This is a genomic window from Streptomyces sp. NPDC005775, assembly GCF_042871565.1.
In the GTDB taxonomy this organism is placed as follows: domain Bacteria; phylum Actinomycetota; class Actinomycetes; order Streptomycetales; family Streptomycetaceae; genus Streptomyces.
The window spans coordinates 215,535-235,363 of the sequence record NZ_JBIAIU010000010.1; the positions used below are offsets into that span (position 1 = coordinate 215,535).

18 protein-coding genes are annotated in these 19,829 nt (G+C 72.7%); 8 read left to right on the plus strand and 10 right to left on the minus strand.

The window, feature by feature from the left end:
- Positions 1–29: 29 nt before the first annotated feature.
- Positions 30–830: a decaprenylphospho-beta-D-erythro-pentofuranosid-2-ulose 2-reductase gene (locus ACFYPA_RS23625; protein WP_359078522.1), complete on the plus strand. Its 801-nt coding sequence runs from the start codon at positions 30–32 to the stop codon at positions 828–830.
- A 9-nt stretch (positions 831–839) separates the two neighbouring features.
- On the opposite strand, the gene ACFYPA_RS23630 is transcribed toward ACFYPA_RS23625, so the two are convergent.
- Positions 840–1,430, minus strand: coding sequence for a 2'-5' RNA ligase family protein (locus ACFYPA_RS23630; protein WP_359078520.1), 591 nt, complete (start codon positions 1,428–1,430; stop codon positions 840–842).
- 187 nt (positions 1,431–1,617) lie between these two features.
- Positions 1,618–2,631, minus strand: coding sequence for a tryptophan--tRNA ligase (trpS, locus tag ACFYPA_RS23635; protein WP_359078518.1), 1,014 nt, complete (start codon positions 2,629–2,631; stop codon positions 1,618–1,620).
- A gap of 214 nt (positions 2,632–2,845) precedes the next feature.
- On the opposite strand from trpS, the gene rocD reads away from it, so the two are divergent.
- Together rocD and ACFYPA_RS23645 are read left to right on the plus strand one after the other, a co-directional pair.
- Entirely contained in the window at positions 2,846–4,051 is a 1,206-nt protein-coding gene (rocD, locus tag ACFYPA_RS23640; RefSeq protein WP_359350713.1) for an ornithine--oxo-acid transaminase, read from the plus strand.
- Between the two features lie 59 nt (positions 4,052–4,110).
- Positions 4,111–4,968 (plus strand): hypothetical protein, encoded by an 858-nt coding sequence (locus ACFYPA_RS23645; protein WP_359313987.1) that lies wholly within the window; start codon positions 4,111–4,113, stop codon positions 4,966–4,968.
- A 15-nt stretch (positions 4,969–4,983) separates the two neighbouring features.
- On the opposite strand, the gene ACFYPA_RS23650 is transcribed toward ACFYPA_RS23645, so the two are convergent.
- On the minus strand, positions 4,984–6,387 hold the full coding sequence (locus ACFYPA_RS23650; RefSeq protein ID WP_359078514.1) for a PLP-dependent aminotransferase family protein: 1,404 nt from the start codon (positions 6,385–6,387) through the stop codon (positions 4,984–4,986).
- A 47-nt stretch (positions 6,388–6,434) separates the two neighbouring features.
- Between ACFYPA_RS23650 and ACFYPA_RS23655 the strand changes: the two genes are divergently transcribed.
- Positions 6,435–6,941, plus strand: coding sequence for a carboxymuconolactone decarboxylase family protein (locus tag ACFYPA_RS23655; protein WP_359078512.1), 507 nt, complete (start codon positions 6,435–6,437; stop codon positions 6,939–6,941).
- 43 nt (positions 6,942–6,984) lie between these two features.
- Positions 6,985–7,713 (plus strand): isocitrate lyase/phosphoenolpyruvate mutase family protein, encoded by a 729-nt coding sequence (locus tag ACFYPA_RS23660; RefSeq protein WP_389134028.1) that lies wholly within the window; start codon positions 6,985–6,987, stop codon positions 7,711–7,713.
- Between the two features lie 98 nt (positions 7,714–7,811).
- Here the strand turns inward: ACFYPA_RS23660 and ACFYPA_RS23665 are convergent, their stop codons facing one another.
- The 4 genes from ACFYPA_RS23665 to ACFYPA_RS23680 form a co-directional block, all read right to left on the minus strand.
- Positions 7,812–8,801, minus strand: coding sequence for a malate dehydrogenase (locus ACFYPA_RS23665; protein ID WP_148020313.1), 990 nt, complete (start codon positions 8,799–8,801; stop codon positions 7,812–7,814).
- A 178-nt stretch (positions 8,802–8,979) separates the two neighbouring features.
- Complete coding sequence (locus tag ACFYPA_RS23670; protein ID WP_389134031.1) at positions 8,980–10,071, minus strand: DUF2690 domain-containing protein; 1,092 nt, start codon at positions 10,069–10,071, stop codon at positions 8,980–8,982.
- 488 nt (positions 10,072–10,559) lie between these two features.
- On the minus strand, positions 10,560–11,144 hold the full coding sequence (locus ACFYPA_RS23675) for a DUF3017 domain-containing protein (RefSeq protein WP_359078505.1): 585 nt from the start codon (positions 11,142–11,144) through the stop codon (positions 10,560–10,562).
- A gap of 20 nt (positions 11,145–11,164) precedes the next feature.
- Complete coding sequence (locus ACFYPA_RS23680) at positions 11,165–12,040, minus strand: bifunctional methylenetetrahydrofolate dehydrogenase/methenyltetrahydrofolate cyclohydrolase (protein ID WP_359078503.1); 876 nt, start codon at positions 12,038–12,040, stop codon at positions 11,165–11,167.
- A gap of 230 nt (positions 12,041–12,270) precedes the next feature.
- Between ACFYPA_RS23680 and ACFYPA_RS23685 the strand changes: the two genes are divergently transcribed.
- Positions 12,271–13,059 (plus strand): RDD family protein, encoded by a 789-nt coding sequence (locus ACFYPA_RS23685; protein ID WP_359078501.1) that lies wholly within the window; start codon positions 12,271–12,273, stop codon positions 13,057–13,059.
- 131 nt (positions 13,060–13,190) lie between these two features.
- Here ACFYPA_RS23685 and purH read toward each other — a convergent pair whose 3' ends face one another.
- Both purH and purN read right to left on the minus strand, forming a co-directional pair.
- Complete coding sequence (gene purH, locus ACFYPA_RS23690) at positions 13,191–14,744, minus strand: bifunctional phosphoribosylaminoimidazolecarboxamide formyltransferase/IMP cyclohydrolase (protein WP_359078499.1); 1,554 nt, start codon at positions 14,742–14,744, stop codon at positions 13,191–13,193.
- On the minus strand, positions 14,731–15,387 hold the full coding sequence (purN, locus tag ACFYPA_RS23695) for a phosphoribosylglycinamide formyltransferase (protein ID WP_359078497.1): 657 nt from the start codon (positions 15,385–15,387) through the stop codon (positions 14,731–14,733). The genes purH and purN overlap by 14 nt, the downstream gene beginning before the upstream one ends.
- A 324-nt stretch (positions 15,388–15,711) precedes the next feature.
- On the opposite strand from purN, the gene ACFYPA_RS23700 reads away from it, so the two are divergent.
- Entirely contained in the window at positions 15,712–16,641 is a 930-nt protein-coding gene (locus tag ACFYPA_RS23700; RefSeq protein ID WP_359078495.1) for a hypothetical protein, read from the plus strand.
- Here ACFYPA_RS23700 and ACFYPA_RS23705 read toward each other — a convergent pair.
- Positions 16,631–18,304 carry a DUF6350 family protein gene (locus ACFYPA_RS23705; protein ID WP_359078921.1) on the minus strand — a complete coding sequence of 558 codons (1,674 nt, stop codon included), beginning with the start codon at positions 18,302–18,304 and terminating at the stop codon, positions 16,631–16,633. The genes ACFYPA_RS23700 and ACFYPA_RS23705 overlap by 11 nt on opposite strands.
- Before the next feature lie 125 nt (positions 18,305–18,429).
- Between ACFYPA_RS23705 and ACFYPA_RS23710 the strand changes: the two genes are divergently transcribed.
- Positions 18,430–19,827, plus strand: a complete 1,398-nt coding sequence (locus ACFYPA_RS23710; protein ID WP_359078493.1) for a helix-turn-helix domain-containing protein — start codon at positions 18,430–18,432, stop codon at positions 19,825–19,827.
- Positions 19,828–19,829: the final 2 nt, after the last annotated feature.

The window sequence follows — 19,829 nt, forward strand, 5'->3', positions numbered from 1 at the left end:
TCCGCCATCCGCCTTTAAGGAGCGTTCCCGTGAAGGATGCCTTCGGTGCCCCGCAGTCCCTGCTCATCCTCGGCGGCACGTCGGAGATCGGGCTCGCCACCGCACGCCGCCTGATCGCCCGCCGCACCCGCACGGTCTGGCTGGCCGGACGCCCCTCCCCCGCCCTGGACTCGGCCGCTGCCGAACTGCGCGGCCGGGGGGCCTACGTCCGTACCGTCGACTTCGACGCCCTGGACACCGAGTCCCACGAGACGGGCCTCGGCAAGATCTTCACGGAGGGGGACATCGACATGGTGCTCCTCGCCTTCGGCATCCCCGGCGACCAGGAGCGCGACGAGGAGGAACCCCTCGCCGCGGTCCGGGTCGCCCAGACGAACTACACGGGGGCGGTCTCCGCGGGCCTGGTGTGCGCCGGTGCGCTCCAGGCGCAGGGGCACGGCTCGCTGGTGGTGCTCTCCTCCGTCGCCGGGGAGCGCGCCCGGCGCGCGGACTTCATCTACGGGTCGAGCAAGGCGGGCCTGGACGCGTTCGCCCAGGGACTCGGGGACGCCCTGCACGGGACGGGCGTGCACGTGATGGTCGTACGTCCCGGCCTCGTCCGGCCGGCGACCGCACCGGCCGGATCCGGCGCTGCGGCGGCCGGGGCACCGCTCGCGATGATCCCGTTCACCCGGACCCCGCTCGTGACCACGCCGGACGCGGTCGCGGACGCGATCGTCACGGGGCTGCGGCGGCGTTCGGAGACGGTGTGGGTGCCGGGGGCGCTGCGGGCGGTGATGTCGGCGCTGCGGCACGTGCCGCGGCCGCTGTTCCGGCGCCTGCCGATGTGACGGCCCCGCTCAGGTACGGAGCGAGGGGGCGTCCATGGAGCTGCCGCTCTGCGCGGGGACGGCGGGGCTGCCCCCGCCCCCTCCGAACGGGAACTCGTTGATCTGGCGCCAGACGCTGTCCCGGCCCTGCTCGTACAGCCCGAAGGAACCGCAGGTCCAGGACGCCTCGTAGTCGCCGAGCTCCGCGTAGGCCCGGTCCATGGCCGCTTCGGAGATGCCGTGCGCCACGGTCACGTGCGGGTGGTACGGGAACATGAGCTCGCGCACCAGCGGCCCGGAGGCGTCACGGACCCGCTTCTGGAGCCAGGAACAGGCCGAGGCGCCCTCGACGACCTGGACGAAGACGACCGGCGAGAGCGGACGGAAGGTGCCCGTCCCGGAGAGCCTCATCGGGAAGGGGCGGCCGCCGCTCGCGATCGCGGCGAGGTGAGCCTCGATCGCGGGCACGTGGGCCGCCTCGACCACGGTCGGCGGGACGAGGGTGACGTGGGTGGGAATGCCGTGTGCGGCAGGGTCCCCGAAGCTCGCGCGCCGCTCCTGGAGCAGGCTGCCGTAGGGCTCCGGGACCGCGATCGAAACGCCGAGCGTTACGGTCCCCACGTCGTTCTCCTCAATCCTCGAGCATCTGTTTTCAGCCACTGTCGGCCGCATGCTTCACGCCGCCAGTGTGCCGCCTGTGAAGGCCCTGGCGCCAGGGTCCTTGGACCCGGAGGCTCTCCGGTGACCCGCGACCGGGCGGCCGCACCCCGGCACGCACGCTTCCCGGACACAGGTCACCCGACAGCCGCTAGTGCTTGGCGGGCAGGAGGCCCATCCGGTCGTAGGTCCGCGCCAGGGTCTCGGCGGCGACGGCCCGTGCCTTCTCCGCTCCCTTGGCCAGGATGGAGTCCAGCGTCTCCGTGTCGTCGAGATATTCCTGGGTGCGGGTGCGGAACGGTGTGACGAAGTCGACCATGACCTCGGCGAGGTCCGTCTTCAGCGCACCGTAGCCCTTGCCCTCGTACTTCTGCTCCAGGTCGGCGACGGACGTGTCGGTGAGGGTCGAGTAGATGGACAGCAGATTGCTGACACCCGGCTTCTCGACCTGGTCGAACCGGATCACCATGTCGGTGTCGGTGACGGCGCTCTTCACCTTCTTGGCGGTCACCTTCGGCTCGTCGAGGAGGTTGATCAGGCCCTTGGTGGTCGCCGCCGACTTGCTCATCTTCGCGGACGGGTCCTGCAGGTCGTAGATCTTCGCCGTCTCCTTGAGGATGTACGGGTCCGGCACGGTGAAGGTGTCCCCGTAGGTGCCGTTGAAACGCTCGGCGAGGTTGCGGGTGAGCTCCAGGTGCTGGCGCTGGTCCTCGCCCACCGGGACCTGGTCGGCCTGGTAGAGCAGGATGTCGGCGACCATCAGCAGCGGGTAGGTGAACAGACCCACCGTGGTGCGGTCACTGCCCTGCTTGGCCGACTTGTCCTTGAACTGCGTCATCCGGGACGCCTCGCCGAACCCGGCCAGACAGTTCATGACCCACCCCAGCTCGGCGTGCTGGGGGACGTGACTCTGAACGAAGAGCGTGCAGCGCTCCGGGTCCACTCCGGCGGCCAGCAGCTGGGCGACGGCGAGCCTGGTGTTGGCGCGCAGCTCCGCGGGGTCCTGCGGGACGGTGATCGCGTGCAGGTCGACCACCATGTAGAAGGCGTCGTGGGAATCCTGCAGGGCCACCCACTGGCGGACCGCGCCGAGGTAGTTGCCGAGGTGGAACGAGCCGGCGGTGGGCTGGATTCCGGAGAGCACACGGGGACGTTCAGAGGCCATGGACGTCATTGTCTCAGGTACGCGGCCCATCCCGGGCAGCCGGTGCGGGAAAGGTGTGAGGACGCCGGAGGGGGCGCACGGGCGGCGCTCGGATGGCACCGGACAGCGGAAAACGCGGGCGCGCCGCGTAGTGAAGGTTTCCTCGCGGGAGATCCGACCGACGATACAAAGTGGGCCCATCCACGGCCCACGCCGCACGACGAACGGAGATCCCGTGTCGACCACGGAAACCGCCATCGCCTCCGCCGAGGCGCACAGCGCGCACAACTACCATCCGCTTCCCGTCGTCGTCGCGACGGCGGACGGCGCCTGGATGACCGATGTCGAGGGACGCCGCTACCTCGACATGCTCGCCGGCTACTCGGCGCTCAATTTCGGCCACGGCAACCGGCGTCTGATCGACGCGGCCAAGGCCCAGCTGGAACGGGTGACCCTCACGTCGCGGGCCTTCCACCACGACCGGTTCGCCGACTTCTGTACGGAGCTCGCCGAGCTGTGCGGCATGGAGATGGTGCTGCCGATGAACACCGGGGCGGAGGCCGTGGAGACCGCGGTGAAGACCGCCCGCAAGTGGGGCTACCGGGTCAAGGGCGTCCCGGACGGCATGGCGAAGATCATCGTCGCCGCCGACAACTTCCACGGCCGGACGACGACGATCATCAGCTTCTCCACGGACCACGAGGCGCGGGCGGACTTCGGTCCGTACACCCCGGGGTTCGAGATCGTGCCGTACGGGGATCTGACCGCGCTGCGGGAGGCGATGACCGAGAACACGGTGGCGGTGCTGCTGGAGCCGATCCAGGGCGAGGCCGGGGTGCTCGTCCCGCCGTCCGGCTACCTCCCCGGGGTCCGGGAGCTGACCCGCGAGCGGAACGTGCTGTTCATCGCGGACGAGATCCAGTCGGGCCTCGGCCGGACCGGGAGGACCTTCGCGTGCGAGCACGAGGGTGTCGTTCCGGACATGTACGTGCTCGGCAAGGCGCTGGGCGGGGGTGTGGTGCCGGTGTCGGCGGTGGTGTCGTCCGCGGCGGTGCTGGGGGTCCACCGGCCCGGCGAGCACGGCTCGACGTTCGGCGGCAACCCGCTGGCGTGCGCGGTCGCGCTGGAGGTCATCGCGATGCTGCGCACCGGCGAGTACCAGCAGCGTGCGGCCGAGCTGGGTGAGCACCTGCACCAGGAGCTGGGCCTGCTGGTGGGCGGCGGCGCGGTGGAGGCGGTGCGGGGCCGCGGGCTGTGGGCGGGTGTCGACATCGAGCCGGGCCGCGGCACGGGCCGGGAGATCTCCGAGAGGCTGATGGATCGGCGGGTGCTGGTGAAGGACACGCACGGCTCGACGATCCGGATCGCCCCGCCGCTGGTGATCAGCAAGGAGGACCTGGACTGGGGCCTGGAGCAGCTGCGCGAGGTGCTCCGGGGCTGATGCCGAGACCGCGCGGAGTGGTCCGGCCCCGCCAGTAGAGTCGCTGTGTGCTCCTGGGGATGATCTGTGCGCTCGGTTCCGCGGTCTGCTTCGGCACGGCCTCCGTCCTTCAGGCCGTCGCCGCGCGGGCCGCGGCCCAGCCGGGGGCCGGCGCGGGGGTGGATCCGGCGCTGCTGCTGCGGGCGCTCCGCCAGTGGCGTTACGTGGCCGGGCTCGCGCTCGACGGCCTCGGCTTCGTCTTCCAGATCATCGCCCTGCGCTCCCTGCCCATCTACGCGGTGGGCGCGGCCCTGGCCGCGAGTCTCGCCGTGACGGCGGTCGTCGCCGCCCGGCTGCTCGGGGTGCGGCTGAGCTCCACCGAGTGGACGGCCGTGGCCGTCGTCTGCGCGGGCCTCGGCATGCTGGGGCTCTCCTCCGGCGAGGAGGGGCACACGGCAGGACCGGACGCGCTGGGCTGGTCGATGCTGGGCATCGCCGTCGGCATCCTGCTGATCGGCACGGCGGCGGGCCGGCTGCCCGAGCGGGCGCGCGCCCTCGTCCTGGGGCTCGGAGCCGGCTGCGGTTTCGGCGTGGTGGAGGTCGCCGTCCGGCTGATCGACGACGTGTCGCCGTCCGCGCTCGTCACCGATCCCGCCGTGTACGCGTTGCTGGTGGGCGGCGGCTCGGCGTTCCTGCTCCTCACCTCGGCGCTGCAGCGCGGTTCGGTGACGACGGCGACGGCCGGGATGGTGCTGGGCGAGACGATCGGGCCCGCGCTGGTGGGGGTGGTCTGGCTCGGGGACCGCACCCGCGACGGCCTCGGCTGGCTGGCGGTCACCGGCTTCGCGGTGGCCGTGGCCGGAGCACTGGCCCTGGCCCGGTTCGGCGAGGCGCCGGCGGACGCCCCGGAGCCCGCGGTCCCGGGTACGACCGCCTGACGGCCCGTACCCCGCTCACGGCAGCACCCGCACGAGCGCGTCCAGTGTGCCCGCCCACGCGCTGTCGGTCGGTGTGCCGTACCCGATGACCAGCGCCTCGCGTCGCACCTCGGCGTCCGGGTGGCGGAAGAAGGACAGGCCTTCCACCGCGAGGCCCTGCCAGGCCGCCGCGCGGATCACCTCGGCCTCGGTGCCCTCCGGGAGTTCGAGCACGGCGTGCAGGCCGGCGGCGATTCCGCTGACCTGAATGGTGGGGGCCCGTTCCGCCAGTGCCGCGACCAGTTGGTCGCGGCGGTTGCGGTAGCGCAGCCGCATGGAGCGCACATGCCGGTCGTACGCACCGGAGGCGATGAACTCCGCCAGTGTCAGCTGGTCCAGCGCGCTCGACGCCCAGTCGCTCCAGCCCTTGGCCGCGCTCACGTCGCCCACCAGTGCCCGCGGCACGACCATCCATCCCATCCGCAGGCCCGGCGCCAGGGACTTGCTGGCCGTCCCGAAGTACACGACGCGTTCGGGGTCCAGGCCCTGGAGTGCGCCGACCGGCTGGCGGTCGTAGCGGAACTCCCCGTCGTAGTCGTCCTCCAGGATCAGGCCGCCGGTGCTGCGCGCCCAGTCGACCGCGGCGGCCCGCCGGTCGGGGTGGAGCGGCACCCCGGTGGGGAACTGGTGGGCGGGGGTCAGGAGCACCGCGCCCGCGCCTCGCATCCCGTGCAGTTCGCCGGTCCGCGAGCCGAGTCCGTCGAGCGGCAGGCAGGGGATGCGCAGTCCGGCCTCCGTGAGCAGGCTCGTGTGCTGGTCCAGTCCGTACGACTCGACGGCCACCTCGCGCACGCGGCGATCCCGCAGCACCTTGCCCATCATCCTCAGCCCGTGGACGAAGCCGGCGCAGATCACGATGCGTTCGGGGTCCGCGTACACCCCGCGGGCCCGAGCCAGATAGTCGGCGAGCACGGTGCGCAGTTCGATGCGGCCGCGCGGATCGCCGTAGCCGAAGGCGTCGTTGGGCGCGCGCGTGAGGGCGCGGCGGGCCGCCTTCAGCCATTCGGCGCGCGGGAACGTCGCGAGGTCGGGCGAGCCGGGCATCAGGCTGTACGCGGGGCTGCTGCGGGGCGGCCGGGTGCGCGGCGCCCTGGAGGCGGACGGGCGGGGCTCGGACCGCCGCGCGACCCGGGTGCCGGAGCCCTGCCGGGCCGTGAGCCAGCCCTCCGCGACCAGCTCCGCGTAGGCGTCGGCGACGGTGTTCCGGGCGATGCCGAGGTCGGCGGCGAGGGTCCTGGACGAGGGCAGCCGGGTGCCGGGCGCCAGCCGGCCGGTCCGGGCCGCTTCCCGCAGTGCGTCCATGAGACCGGCCCGCAGCCCCGTCGATCCGGTCAGGTCGAGGTGGAGGTCGGCACCGAAAGTGGCCCAGGGTTCCGTCATGGAAATGGACCATACAGGTGCGCCACTGGCCGCGTAGCGTCATATCCATGACGACGAACGAGAACAGCCACACGACCTCCGAGTACACCGCCGAGCACACCCCGCGCATGCAGTGGACCCAGCACGCCCCCGACGTCTACAAGGCGATGGCCCGCATGGACGCCGCGGCCAACAAGGGGCTCGACCCGGTGGTGGCCGAGCTGGTGAAGATCCGGTCCTCGCAGCTCAACCACTGCGCGTTCTGCCTCGACATGCACACCAAGGACGCACTCGCCGCGGGCGAGTCCATCCAGCGGATCGTGCAGCTCAGCGCCTGGGAGGAGTCGCAGCACTTCTACACGCCGAAGGAGATCGCGGCGATCGAGCTGACCGAGGCGATCACCGTCCTGACCGACGGCTTCGTGCCCGACGAGGTGTACGCGAAGGCCGCCAAGCACTTCGACGAGACCGAGCTGACCCACCTCATCGCCGCGATCATCGCGATCAACGCCTGGAACCGGTTCGCCGTGTCCACGCGCATGGTCCCGGGCCACTACACCCCCGGCGACCACTGATCGAGCCGCCCACTCCCACTCCGTCCACCGCAGGAGCCTTCCGATGACCGCCTCCGCCCTCCGCGCGCTGCACCACGGCCGCACCCCCGGCGATCCGCTGGTCCTCCCCGGCCCGTGGGACGCCGCGAGCGCCCGCGTCCTCGCCGACGCGGGCTTCCCCGCTCTCGCCACCCCGAGCGCGGGCGTCGCGGCCTCGCTCGGGTACGAGGACGGGGCCACACCCGCCGCCGAGATGTTCGCGGCCGTGGCGCGGATCGCCCGCGCCGTCCCCGTACCGGTCTCGGCCGACATCGAGGCGGGGTACGGGCTGGCGCCCCGGGAGCTGATGGAGCGGCTGCTCGCCGCCGGGGCCGTCGGCTGCAATCTGGAGGACACGGTGGACGGGGTCCTCGTGGACGCCCGGTGGCAGGCGGACCGGCTGGCGGAGGTGCGGGCGGCCGCCGGCGACGAGCTGTTCGTCAACGCCCGGGTGGACACGTACGTGACCGGCGTCCCGGACGGCACGGACCAGGAGGCCGAGACCGTGCGCCGCGCCCTGCTGTACGCGGAGGCGGGCGCCGACGGCGTCTACCCGATCATGGCGCCGCCCGAGGCGCTCCCCCGCCTGGCCGCCGCCGTTCCCGTACCGCTGAACGCCCTCGCCCGGCCGGACGGCCCGGGTCCGCGGCGCCTGGGTGAACTGGGCGCCGGCCGCGTCACGTTCGGCCCCGGGCTCCAGCGCCGGGCCATGGCCGCCCTGGGTGAGTTCGCCCACGGGCTCCGCGAGGCGTGAGGCCGAGCCCCCTTACGCGAAGACGCCACCGCCCCCGGCAGCGAGTGACTGCTGCCGGGGGCGGTGGCGTCCGCGTGGTCCCCGGGGGACGTGACGGATCAGATCAGGCCGAGCTCGCGAACCGCGTCGCGCTCCTCGGTGAGCTCCTTCACCGACGCGTCGATGCGCGCACGGGAGAACTCGTTGATGTCCAGGCCCTGGACGATCTTGTAGGTGCCGTTCTCCGTGGTGACGGGGAAGGACGAGATGATGCCCTCGGGCACGCCGTAGGAGCCGTCCGACGGGATACCCATGGAGGTCCAGTCGCCGGCGGCCGTGCCGTTGACCCAGGTGTGCACGTGGTCGATGGCGGCATTCGCGGCCGAGGCGGCCGAGGACGCGCCACGGGCCTCGATGATCGCGGCGCCGCGCTTGGCGACGGTCGGGATGAAGGTGTCGGCCAGCCACGCCTCGTCGTTGACGAGCTCGGCGGCGTTCTTCCCGCCGACCTCCGCGTGGAAGATGTCCGGGTACTGGGTGGCCGAGTGGTTGCCCCAGATCGTCAGCTTCTTGATGTCGGAGACGGCGGCACCGGTCTTGGCGGCCAGCTGCGAGATCGCGCGGTTGTGGTCCAGACGGGTCATCGCGGTGAAGCGCTCCGCCGGTACGTCCGGAGCGGCGGCCTGCGCGATGAGCGCGTTGGTGTTGGCCGGGTTGCCGACGACGAGGACCTTGATGTCGTCCGCGGCGTTGTCGTTGATCGCCTTGCCCTGCGGCTTGAAGATGCCGCCGTTGGCGGAGAGCAGGTCGCCGCGCTCCATGCCCTTGGTGCGCGGGCGGGCACCGACGAGCAGAGCGACGTTGGCACCGGCGAAGCCGACGTTGGCGTCGTCGGTGATCTCGATGTTGCGCAGCAGCGGGAAGGCGCAGTCGTCGAGCTCCATCGCGGTGCCCTCGGCGGCCTTCAGGCCCTGGGGGATCTCCAGGAGACGCAGGTTGACCGGCACGTCCGGGCCGAGCAGGTGGCCGGAGGCGATGCGGAAGAGCAGCGCGTAGCCGATCTGGCCGGCTGCGCCGGTCACGGTGACATTCACGGGAGTGCGGGTCATGGCGATCTCCGTTAGACAGCTGGCGGTGGGGGCTCCTGGCCCCTGGTGCTGGACATCCCTGAATCTTGATGTGAAGAGATATCCGGCGATCAGGCTATCGGACCCGGAACCCCCCGGCCGCCCGCCCCCCTGTGGCCCCGCACACAACCCGTCACTCGCGGCAACCCGGTCGTCTCGCCTACCCGGCGGTTCCGGTCGTGCACCCCTGCGTACCGGAGACGAGCGTGGCGCACGCCCGGACGTCGGCGATCCGCTTCACGGCGACCATCGGCGTGTACGCGGCGGCCGTCGCGTCCACCGCGCTGTTCTGCCCCCTCCCGCCCGCGGTGATCTTCACGATGTCACCGGGGGCGGCCTTGGTGATCCGCGCCCACGCCGCCGTGCAGGTCTCGCTGTAGCGCACCTCTATGACACTCGTACCGACGGTGGCGCTGGAGAGCGTACGGACGTGCTCGCCGCCGCAGCCCATCTCCTCGGGGTCCCCGCCCGCGCAGGTGAGTCCGCCGCACTCGACGCCGGCGGGCAGGACCGGAGCGCCGGTCGTCGGCGTCGGGGAGGGCGTGGTCGCGGCCTCGTCGTCCTTGGAGTCGCCGCCCCGGCCGACCAGCAGCACCGCACCGGCGGCCACGAGAAGGACGCCCACGACCGCCGCGATCACGGCCGTCCTGCGGCTGCCCCTGCCGTCGCGGCGCGTGGGCGGCGGGGGCTGGTGTCCACCGATACCCGCGGCGAAGGCCACGGCGGGTGGCAGGCCGTGCCCCGGGGCGGCGCCCGGCCCGGCCTGCGGCTGCTGCGGCACCCGGGGGAGGGGCCCGCGCTGAGCCGGCACGGACGGTGAGCCGCCCTCAGCGGGCACCGGTCCCGCCGCCGCTCCCCGCGACGTACCGACGGCGCCGGAGGGTCGGCTCCTGCCGTGGCCGCGCGGGCCCCCGGCCTCGTCGAGCGCGGCCCGTGCCTGGGTGATCCGGATGGCTTCCATCGTCATGTCGTGGCGCATCTCGGCCCGGCTCCAGGCCCGCTCCGCCAGCTCCCACATGGTGTTGAGGTGGGACTGGTCGGTGCCGGTCACCTCGGCGAGCGCGACGATCGCCCCGCGCGGAGCGAGCAGCCGGCCGTTCAGATACCGCTCCCACGACGTCTTGCTGTAACCCGTGCGGTCGGCCACCGAGGCGATGCTCAGGCCGCTGCGGTCGACGAGTCTGCGCAGCTGGCCGGTGAACTCCCGGATCTGCGGGTCGAGCTCCTCCGGCAGTGCCTTCCAACGAGGCATTACTTCCCCACTTCCCCCACTCACCAACGGGCTTGCTGCGCCGCGCACGGTCTGCCCACCTGTCCGGAACCGGTGGTCTGCCGTTCCGGACTACCCAGGTAGATGCGCGAACGCAGGCTGCCAGTTCCTGAGGAGGGAGCGCACGGTGGCACTCGGGCGTCCGGGCGCGCCCTCGCGCGCCCGCCCGTGGCAGCCGGGCCAGTCTGCCACCGTTGCCCAGCGATCACACCGTGGCGGAATGGTCACTTCCGTGCCACAGGCCACAGCCATCCCTTGAACCCGTGATCCCGTTCGACAAGGCTGACACCAGGACGGGGCAAGGCCGCTCAAGTCGCCACTTTCCGGGGCGTTTCGCTCCGGTATGCCTCGTCCATGGTGTCCGTCCCTTCTCGGGGGAGGGGACGGACACCGTTCAACGGACTACGCGTTCAACGGACTGCGCGTTCAACGGACTGCGCGCTCACGGACTGCGCGCCTGACGGCTCCGCTCAACGGATCGTGAAGTGGACCGCGTCCTCCAGGAACGGGATGTCCAGCCACGGTTTGGGCTGCGCCATGAGCGACAGCATCACGATGAGGACGCCCAGCAGTCCGTACGTCACCAGGTCGGTGAAGCGGGAACGCACCGCGAGCATGCCCACCGAGGGGACCACCAGACGCAGGACCGCACCCCCGATGAGCGCCACACCGATCAGGATCGTGCCGATCCGGAAGGCCTGGTCGAACGGGTCGGCGGCCACGATCAGGAGCCCGGCCCCGGCCGTACAGAGCACCGCGAGCAGCGGCCACTGACGGGCGGGCGCGGGGGCGTCCCCGCCGGCCGCCCGGCCACCGCCCTCGGGGCGGGCGGTGTCGCGGGTCAGCGAGAACCGACGTCCCCGGCGCGTCCCGCCGGCCTCACCGGTCTCCGACGCGGTCGTGTCTGATGCGCTCGTGTCCGACGCGATCGCGTCCGACGCGGTCGAACCGGTCCGGGCCTCGGCCGCCTCCGGCTCCGCCGGGGCCCCGGCTCCGTCGGCGTCCGGCCCGGACGCCGACGCGGCCCGGTCGGCCGGACTCGTATCAGCAGCCATGGGGTTCCTTCCGGGCCGGATCAGCCGGCGGAGACGACATCGGCGTCGGCGTCACGCTCGGCCGCCTCGACCACGTTGACGAGCAGCTGGGCGCGCGTCATCGGACCGACGCCGCCCGGGTTCGGCGAGATCCAGGCGGCGACCTCGGCCACGCCCGGGTGCACGTCGCCGACGATCTTGCCGTTCTCGTCGCGGCTGACGCCGACGTCGAGCACGGCCGCGCCCGGCTTCACGTCCTCGGGCTTGATGATGTGCGGCACTCCCGCGGCGGCGACGATGATGTCGGCCCGGCGCAGGTGCGAGGAGAGGTCACGGGTACCGGTGTGGCACTGGGTCACCGTGGCGTTCTCGGACTTGCGGGTCAGCAGCAGCGGGATCGACCGGCCGATGGTGACACCGCGTCCGACGACCACCACGTGCGCGCCGTTGATCTCGACCCCGTGGTGACGGAGCAGCTGCACGACGCCCTGCGGGGTGCAGGGCAGCGGGCCCTTCTCGTTGAGTACGAGGCGGCCCAGGCTCATCGGGTGCAGGCCGTCGGCGTCCTTGGCCGGATCCATGAGTTCCAGGACGCGGTTGGTGTCGATGCCCTTGGGCAGGGGCAGCTGCACGATGTAACCGGTGCACGCGGGGTCGGCGTTGAGTTCGCGGACGACGTCCTCGATCTCCTCCTGCGTGGCGGTGTCGGGGAGTTCGCGCTGGATGGAGGCGATGCCGACCTGGGCGCAGTCCTTGTGCTTGCCGTTCACGTACCACCTGCTGCCCGGGTCGTCCCCGACCAGCAGGGTTCCCAGGCCGGGGGTGATGCCCCGTGCCTTGAGGGCCGCCACGCGGACGGTGAGATCGGACTTGATCGCGGCTGCGGTGGCCTTGCCATCGAGAATCTGGGCAGTCATGTTCCCCATACTCGCGGATGACCCCGCCCCCATACCAATTGCGGGTGCCGAGCGTGGACACAAGGTTGCACTTGGACAACTTCTCCGACTGCGGCTGGACAAACTTACGTCCCGCTTATAACGATGAAGGCCGCAGTGCCGCAGAAGTACCCGGGGGGCGGACCGCTGATGTTTTCTTTCCTCCGTGCGGCCGCATTCGTCCCCGTACGTCCGTTGGAGGAACGCCCCAGATGAGCTTCGGCGACCCGAATCCGAACAACCCCTACGGGCAGCAGCCCGGTCAGCCGCCCCAGGGGCAGCCCCCGCAGGGCCAGCCGGGCTACGGCTACCCCCAGCAGGCCCCCCAGGGCGTCCCGCCGCAGGGCCAGCCGGGTTACGGCTACCCGCAGCAGCAGCCCGGCGTGCCGCCGCAGGGGCAGCCCGGTTACGGCTACCCGCAGCAGACGCCCGGCGGCACTCTCCAGGCCAACAACGGCTACATCAACGTGGCCGGCCTCGGTACCGTCGAACTCGCCACGATGGGTCGTCGTCTGGGCGCACGTGCGCTGGACGCCGTCGCATACGGCATCCTCTACGTGCTCTTCTCGGTGATCGGCGTCGCGAGCCTCGTGGGCGCGTCCGAGTCCATCGACGACTGCAGCGGCACCCAGTACGGCACCGCCGCCCACACCCAGTGCGTGAACGACGCGGCCGACGCCGGCGTCGGTATCCTCGCGGGCTTCCTCGGCTTCATCGCCCTGTTCGCCCTGATCGCTCTGCTCTACGAGTGGCTGATGGTCTCCATCTGGGGCGCCACGCTCGGCAAGATGGTGCTCAACCTCAAGGTCGTCAGGGAGAACACCGGCCAGGCCCCCGGTCTGGGCGCGGGCTTCATCCGCTGGATCATCCCGATGGTCGGCTCGCTCTTCTGCGGTCTCGGCGCACTGCTGGTCTACCTCTCCCCCTTCTTCGACAACTCGGGGAAGCTGCAGGGCTGGCACGACCGCGCCGGCAGCACGCTCGTCATCAAGACGAAGTGAACATGCTGACGGTGTAACCACCCTCACTGCGGCGAAGGCCGCCCACTCCCCACCGGTTCCGGGGAATGGGCGGCCTTCGCCGTACCCGGGCGGCCCGGGTACGGCGCTGAGCGGCCCGCGTGCGGCGCGTGTCAGTGGAAGAAGTGCCGCGTGCCCGTGAAGTACATCGTCACGCCCGCCTTCTTCGCGGCCTCGACCACCAGCTCGTCGCGGACCGAACCGCCCGGCTGGGCCACGGCCCTGACGCCGGCCGCGGTCAGGATCTCCAGCCCGTCGGGGAAGGGGAAGAAGGCGTCGGAGGCCGCGTACGCGCCCCGCGCCCGCTCCTCGCCCGCGCGCTCGACGGCGAGCTTCGCGGAGTCGACGCGGTTGACCTGTCCCATGCCGACGCCGACCGAGGCGCCGTCCTTGGCGAGCAGGATCGCGTTGGACTTGACCGCGCGGCACGCCTTCCACGCGAAGGCGAGCTCACGGAGCTCGTCGGCGGAGAGCGCGTCACCCGTGGCGAGCGTCCAATTGGCCGGGTCGTCGCCCTCGGCCTGGAGGCGGTCGGTCACCTGGAGCAGCGCGCCGCCGTTGATCGGCTTGACCTCGACCTCGGCGGACGGGGCGTCGGGGCAGCGCAGCACCCGGATGTTCTTCTTGCGCGAGAGCACCTCGACGGCGCCGTCCTCGTACGCCGGGGCGACGATGACCTCGGTGAAGATCTCGGCGACCTGCTCGGCCATCTCGACGGTCACCGGCCGGTTGACGGCGATGACGCCGCCGAACGCCGACAGCGGGTCACAGGCGTGCGCGTTTCGGTGCGCCGTCGCGACGTCGTCGGCGATCGCGATGCCGCACGGGTTGGCGTGCTTGATGATCGCGACGCAGGGGTCGGCGTGGTCGTACGCGGCCCGGCGCGCGGCGTCGGTGTCCGTGTAGTTGTTGTACGACATCTCCTTGCCGTGCAACTGCTCCGCCTCCGCGAGGCCGCCCTCGCCGGAGGTGTAGAGCGCGGCGGGCTGGTGCGGGTTCTCGCCGTAGCGCAGGACGTTCTTGCGCTCGTAGGTCGCACCGGTGAAGTCGGGGAAGCCCGAGTCGTCGGCGGCGGCGTAGTCGGCGGCGAACCAGGAGGCGACGGCCACGTCGTACGCGGCGGTGTGCTGGAACGCCTCGGCGGCGAGCCGCTTGCGGGCGGTCAGGTCGAAGCCGCCCCCCTTGACGGCGGCCAGCACGTCGGCGTACCGCTCGGGGCTGGTGACGACGGCCACCGACGGGTGGTTCTTGGCGGCGGCGCGGACCATCGACGGGCCGCCGATGTCGATCTGCTCCACGCACTCGTCGTCCGAGGCGCCGGAGGCGACGGTCGCCTTGAACGGGTAGAGGTTGACGACCACCAGGTCGAACGGCTCGACACCGAGCTCGGCGAGCTGCTCGCGGTGGGTGTCCAGGCGCAGGTCGGCCAGGATGCCGGCGTGGACGCGCGGGTGCAGCGTCTTGACGCGGCCGTCGAGGCACTCGGGGAAGCCGGTGAGCTCCTCGACCTTGGTGACCGGCACCCCGGCGGCCGCGATCTTCCCGGCGGTGGAGCCGGTGGAGACCAGCTCGACACCCGCCTCGTGGAGACCGCGCGCGAGGTCTTCGAGCCCCGTCTTGTCGTAGACACTGATCAGGGCACGGCGGATGGGCTTATTCACCGACATGAGCGAGATGAACCTTTCGTCCCTCAATGCGATAGCCGTCACGGGCGAGCCGCCCCACGGCCTCGACGAGCAGCTGGCGCTCGACTTCCTTGATGCGTTCGTGGAGGGCCGCTTCGCCCTCCGGGGTGTCCTCTTCGGTCACGTCGACCACGCCCTGCGCGATGATCGGACCGGTGTCGACGCCGTCGTCGACGAAGTGGACGGTGCACCCGGCGACCTTCACGCCGTACGCGAGCGCGTCGCGCACACCGTGGGCTCCGGGAAAGCTGGGGAGCAGGGCGGGGTGGGTGTTGATGAACCGGCCGCCGAACCCGGCGAGGAACTCCTTGCCGACGATCTTCATGAAGCCCGCGGACACGACGAGGTCCGGGCGGTGCTCGGCGGTGGCCGCGGCGAGCGCCGCGTCCCACTCCTCGCGCGTCCCGTAGTCCTTGACCCGGCACACGAAGGTGGGGAGCCCGGCCCGCTCGGCCCGCTCCAGACCGGCGATGCCGTCGCGGTCCGCACCGACCGCGACGATCCGGGCGCCGTACCCGTCGGGGTCGGCATCGATGGCGTCGAGCAGGGCTTGGAGGTTCGTACCGGAGCCGGAGACCAGGACGACCAGGCGGGCCGGTCCGGCGGAGGAGAGCGGGGAGGCCACGGCTGGGCCCTTTCTCGCGTGTGGAGCAGTTCGAAGCGGCCGCACCACCCGCCGCGTTGCGGGACCGGCGGCACGACGGCCATGCTGTTTGTACGGTCGTACGAAAGAATCGCACCCCTCGATACGGGGAACTCTACGAACGGGCCGACCGTCAGCAACGATACCGGCACCTCGGGAGGCCCTCGTCTGACGGGGTAACGACCTGGTGCACGACCACCGCGCCCCTGCGCCCAGCTTCCGGCCCGTCCTCGCCGGAGGGTAGCGTCAGGGGACAGCGATCCGTCCGCAGGGCGGAAATGACGAGATGGGGAAGACGTTCACCATATGCCGGACCGACGCCGCCGCACCGCCTTCCGCCATCCGCTGCCCGAGCGGTCCTCAATGCTGATGCGGGAGCGCCAGTCCCCCACGGGCTCCTCCTCTTCCTCCTCCTCACCGGCCGGTTCCTCGGGGTCCTCCGGTCCGCAGGACGACAACCCCTTCGCCCCGCCGCCCGAGGACCGACCCGACCAGCCGTGGCAGCCGCGCCACCCGGTCAACGGCGCCGCGAACGGCAACGGCGAGGGCAACGGCGACTCCGGGGACGCGCCCGAGGGCGGCTCCTCCGACAACCGGCCCGTCTGGGGCAGCCAGTGGAGCAGCCACCAGCCGGGACGCCAGGGCGGCAACTTCGGCGGGCGCCCCACCGGACCCGGCGGACCGAACGGCCAGGGCGGCGGGCGGGGCGGCCCCGAGGGCTCCCGCGGTGTGCGCTGGGACCCGACCGACCCGGTGCAGCGCCGCGCCCGCTACTCGCTGCTCTCCGGCATGTGGGCCTTCTTCTTCGCGCTCTTCGACTTCCCGGAGATCGCGCTGCTGCTCGGCGCTCTCGCCACCTACTGGTCGATCAGCGCGCTCCGGGCCAAGCCCAAGGAGCCGTCGGCTGCCGGGGAGCCGGCCGGCCGGACCGGGGGTCAGGCGGCCGCGCCCGGTGCGCCGTCCGCTCCCGCGCCGACCACGGGGGACACGCCCTCGGCGGGCCCGCAGGGCACCAACTACCTCCAGCGCGGCAGCCGGCAGCAGACGACGGCCGCGGTCAGTGGACTGGTGACGGCGCTGATCGCCCTGTCGATCGTCGCGACGACGTTCACGGTGCAGCTGGTCTACCGCGACTACTACACCTGCGTGAACGACGCACTCACCAAGTCGGGCCAGCTGTCCTGCAACGACGAGCTGCCGAAGCCGCTGGAACCCTTCTTCGGCGTCAAGAAGTAGCGTCCTCCGGATCGGCCGGGCCCGGAGGCCCGGCCGGTCCGGACGGCGTGGAGTCGGTGGCCGGGGCGGCCGCCGGCGCGGCGGGTGCGGCGCTCGCGGCCGGCTCACTGCTCGGGGCCGGGGCGGCAGGTGTCTTCGCGTGCCAGGGGTCGGTCGGCAGGAAGTCGTACGCCTCGAAGTCTTCGTCCGCGTCGGCCTCGCGGGACGCCACCGGGCCGGCCGGGCGGGGCACGGACACCGGCGGCTCGTCCGCCCCGGGTTCCTCCGGCCGGGCGCCTCGCTTCGGCCACCACCCGCGACGGGCCGCCTTACCGTTCTCCCCCTCCGCCGCGTCACCGGGCTCTCGCGCTTCGCCCGTACCGCCGGCGCCCGCCGCCTCGGCCGCCTGTTCTCCGTCCGGGGTGCGTCCCCGCAGCCGCCAGGCCCGCAGCAGCAGCGCCAGCGGTACGGCGAGCGCCGCCGTCCACACGAGGGCCGCGGCGCCGGTGAGCCACCAGACGGGGCCGAACCGTGCCAGCGCGTGCGTCCCCAGCGGCCCGCCCGCCACCGCCGCCATCAGGGCCGCGCCGGCACCGCACCCGGCCGCCGCCAGCGCGGTGGTGAGCGCCGTCTCCCCCAGGCTCCACACCTCCTCGCGCTTGCCTTGGGCGGGCGCCGCCATGCGTACGGTGAACCAGGCCACCGTCACCGCGGCCGCGACCGGAACCGCCCCGGCCGCCCAGTTCAGGGGCGTCCCGGTCCCCTGCGCCGGCAGCGCGGCCAGCAGGGGGAAGTCCGGCAACGACGGGCGCCCCGTGAAGGCGAGCGGGCCGGCCGTGGACGCCGTACCGAACGCGACACCGGGGCCGAGCCCGTACGCCGCGCCCCACACCGCCGCGTTCGGCACCAGCGCCAGCGCCAGCAGGAGCACCGCCCACCGCCCGGACCAGTCGCCGGAGAGTCGCAGGAAGGACTCCTGGACCGCTTCCGCGTGGACCACCAGCCCCGCCGCGACCACCAGTGCGCCCCCGCCCAGCAGGGCCGCCACTCCGGCCGCCGCCGACCGGCCCACCACCTCCGCGCGGCGCGCGAACCGGGAGCGCGCCATCGCCTCGTGCAGCCGCACCGGCGCCCACGGGGGCGGCGGCCCGAGCGGACGCCCCGAGGCCGTCCACACACCGGCCGCGGCCGCACCCGCCACGACGAGGGTCGCCGGGAACAGCAGGGACAGCGGCCGCGCCGACAGCGAGGTGCCTCGGGCGTAGAGCGCCACGGCCGCGCCGACCAGCAGGTATCCCCCCGTCACCAGGGCGAAGGCGCCTCCGGTCGAGGGGGCGTCGCGCCCCTCCTCGGGCTCCAGCACATCCCGGGCGGCCCGGTGCACCAGCCAGACCGGGAGGGCGGTGAGCAGCAGCGGAACGACGCCGACGGGGGCCGGGGCCCCGGTCAGGGTGTCGGTCCTGATCAGTTCGGCTCCGTGTGCGAGCAGCCAGACACCCGCCGCCGCGTGGAAGGCCTCGCCGGGGCCACTGCCGGGGTTGGCGGAACTGATCCACATCACCACGACGAGTACGACGACGGAGCCCAGGCTCAGCCCGGCCGCGAGCGCCCCGCGCAGCAGCGCCCGGGCCTGCACGGCGGACCGTCCGTGCTCTGCCGACAACGACGGGCCGCGTTCGGTCATTTGGGTCACGCCGCCATGCTCCCAACGACACGCGCTTATTCCGTGTAACGGGCGAACGGCCGTTGTGTCGCCCAATATACGTTTATGTACTTTTTCACCCAGCGCAGGCCGGGCGGGGGGCCCTCATGACCCAGAGCACGACCGGGACGCCCGCCTCCCCTCCGCTCCCCTCGCCCAAGGAGCGACGCAGGCTGCGAAAGGCGAAGTCGCTGAGTGAGGCGCAGGTCGCGGCGGCCGTCGGGGTCACCCGGGCCACCGTCCGGGCCTGGGAGACGGGCCGCACCAGCCCACGCGGACGCAAGCGCGAGGCGTACGCGCGACTGATCGGTACCGGTGGCACACGGTCCGCCTCGCACCCTTCTCCCGCCGAACCGGCCACCCCGCACAACCCGCCGAGGGCCGCCGCCGCGCGGCAGGCCCTGCCGGCGGAACCCCCGTCACCCTCCCCCACGCCCTGTCCGCCGGCCCCCGTCGAAGCCACCGGGAGCAACGCCATGGACCCGAGCGAGCCCACCGCCACCGCCGAGGCCCCCGAGCCGGCGAAGACCCCCCTCACGGCCGAGGCCGTGGTGGACGAGGCCGTCGTGGACGAGGCCGTCGTGGACGAGGCCGTCGTGGACGAGGCCGTCGCAGACGGTAAGGCTGACGAAGCGGCCGTTACGGCAGTCGCGGTCGACGGAGCCGCGGCCGCCGAAGGAGCGGGCCTCTCCCCCGCCGAGGCGTTCGACGCGCTGTACCGGCACGCCGCCCCCGCGCTCTACCGTCAGACCTACCTGCTGACCGGCCGCCGCGCCCTCTCCCGGGAGGCCGTCGGCAAGGCCTTCGAGCAGGCCTGGCAGCGCTGGCCGGAGGTCGCCGTGGACCGCGATCCGATGGGGTGGGTGCGGGCGGCCGCCCACGAGTACGCGATGTCGCCGTGGCACCGGCTGCGCCGCGAGCACCGCCACCCGGACCCCGCGCCCGAGGCGCCCGGCCCGCGCGCGCTGCTCGACGCGCTGCTGGCCCTGCCGCCCTCGTACCGGCGCACCCTGCTGCTGCACGACGGGGTCGGGCTGGGGCTGCCCGAGACCGCGGCGGAGACCGAGGCCAGCAGTCCGGCTGCGGCGGGGCGGCTGTTGAACGCCCGGGCCGCCGTCGCCGAGAAGCTGCCCGAACTCGCGGAGCCGGCGGCACCGGCCGCGCAGTCCGCGTTGCTGCACGAACACCTCGGCGCGCTCGCCCTCACCCAGCCCACCTCCTCGCTCCCGGTCCCGGACGTGATCCGGACGGGGTGCGAGCGCAAGGCGCAGCTCTGGACCCGGGCGGCCATCGCCTTCACCGTGCTGCTGATCGGGCTCACCCTGATCACCCTGGCGACGGCCCCGAGGCAGTACGAGACGCCCGAGTCGCCCCCGCAGAAGGTGCAGGGCGTGCCTCCGCTCGGTGGTCCGCAGAAGCTGACGCCGCAGGACAAGAAGCTGCAGAAGAAGCTCGGCGGTGAACTGGGGCGCGGCCCGGGCCGGCTGGTCCCCCGGACCGGCTGATC